The organism is Planococcus sp. RAB007_Raresut (assembly GCF_057369535.1).
Window position 1 is genome coordinate 1 of the sequence record NZ_JBXYIF010000127.1, and the last position, 267, is coordinate 267.

Sequence of the window (267 nt, forward strand, 5' to 3'; positions counted from 1 at the left end):
GGAAAGTGGCAGATGTCTGATGGACCTCCTGCAACAGCTGTTCTTTGTCGTGTAGTTCCTTGTCTTTCGTCCAACCGGCCAGATAAGAGAGCGAGAAGACATCCGTTGGGAACCCTAGTTGATGGGAGACGACATAAGCGACCATCTCGGCCTGGAACTCCTTCTCGGGTGCCGTGAGCGGTTGGTCTCGTGCAAGATTCCGTTCCTGGTTGTGGAGCTCTGCGTGGGCGAGCTCGTGGATCAGGACGTTGACGTCTTCAATCGATG

At 55.1% G+C, this 267-nt stretch carries 1 protein-coding gene; it reads right to left on the bottom strand.

The features are described 5' to 3' along the window. Positions 1-267 (bottom strand): ImmA/IrrE family metallo-endopeptidase (locus AC2Q9J_RS18010; RefSeq protein WP_499042064.1); only part of this gene is annotated, 267 nt, incomplete at both ends.